Annotated in this window: 1 protein-coding gene; it reads right to left on the reverse strand. The window is 62.3% G+C overall.

Translation table 11 applies throughout. The annotated features are described in order from the left end of the window. On the reverse strand, window positions 1-284 hold a 284-nt coding region (locus L0U89_RS20370; protein WP_234863202.1), incomplete at both ends, for a metal-dependent hydrolase.

Genomic DNA, 284 nt, shown 5'->3' on the forward strand with positions numbered 1-284 from the left:
TTATCCCAGGGATGGAAGCCCGGGCGATACCAGTCCCAGTAGCTCGACCAGCTGATGCGGAAAAGGCCCGGCTTCCACAACAGATAGCCTAACGTGGCGCGGCGGGCCTTCTTGAAGTCCATGCCGTCGGCGGCCAGCAACAGGGCGCCGAAGCGGCTGATGTTGAGGGTGAACATCACCGTGATGATGGCCATGACCCGCACCCGCAGCACGTAGCGCTGCCAGGGGCTCCAGTCCTTGGCGATCTCCATGAACACGTCATAGGCCACGGCCTTGTGTTCGCT

This window comes from Mariniradius sediminis (assembly GCF_021491425.1).
GTDB classification, from domain to species: domain Bacteria; phylum Bacteroidota; class Bacteroidia; order Cytophagales; family Cyclobacteriaceae; genus Mariniradius; species Mariniradius saccharolyticus.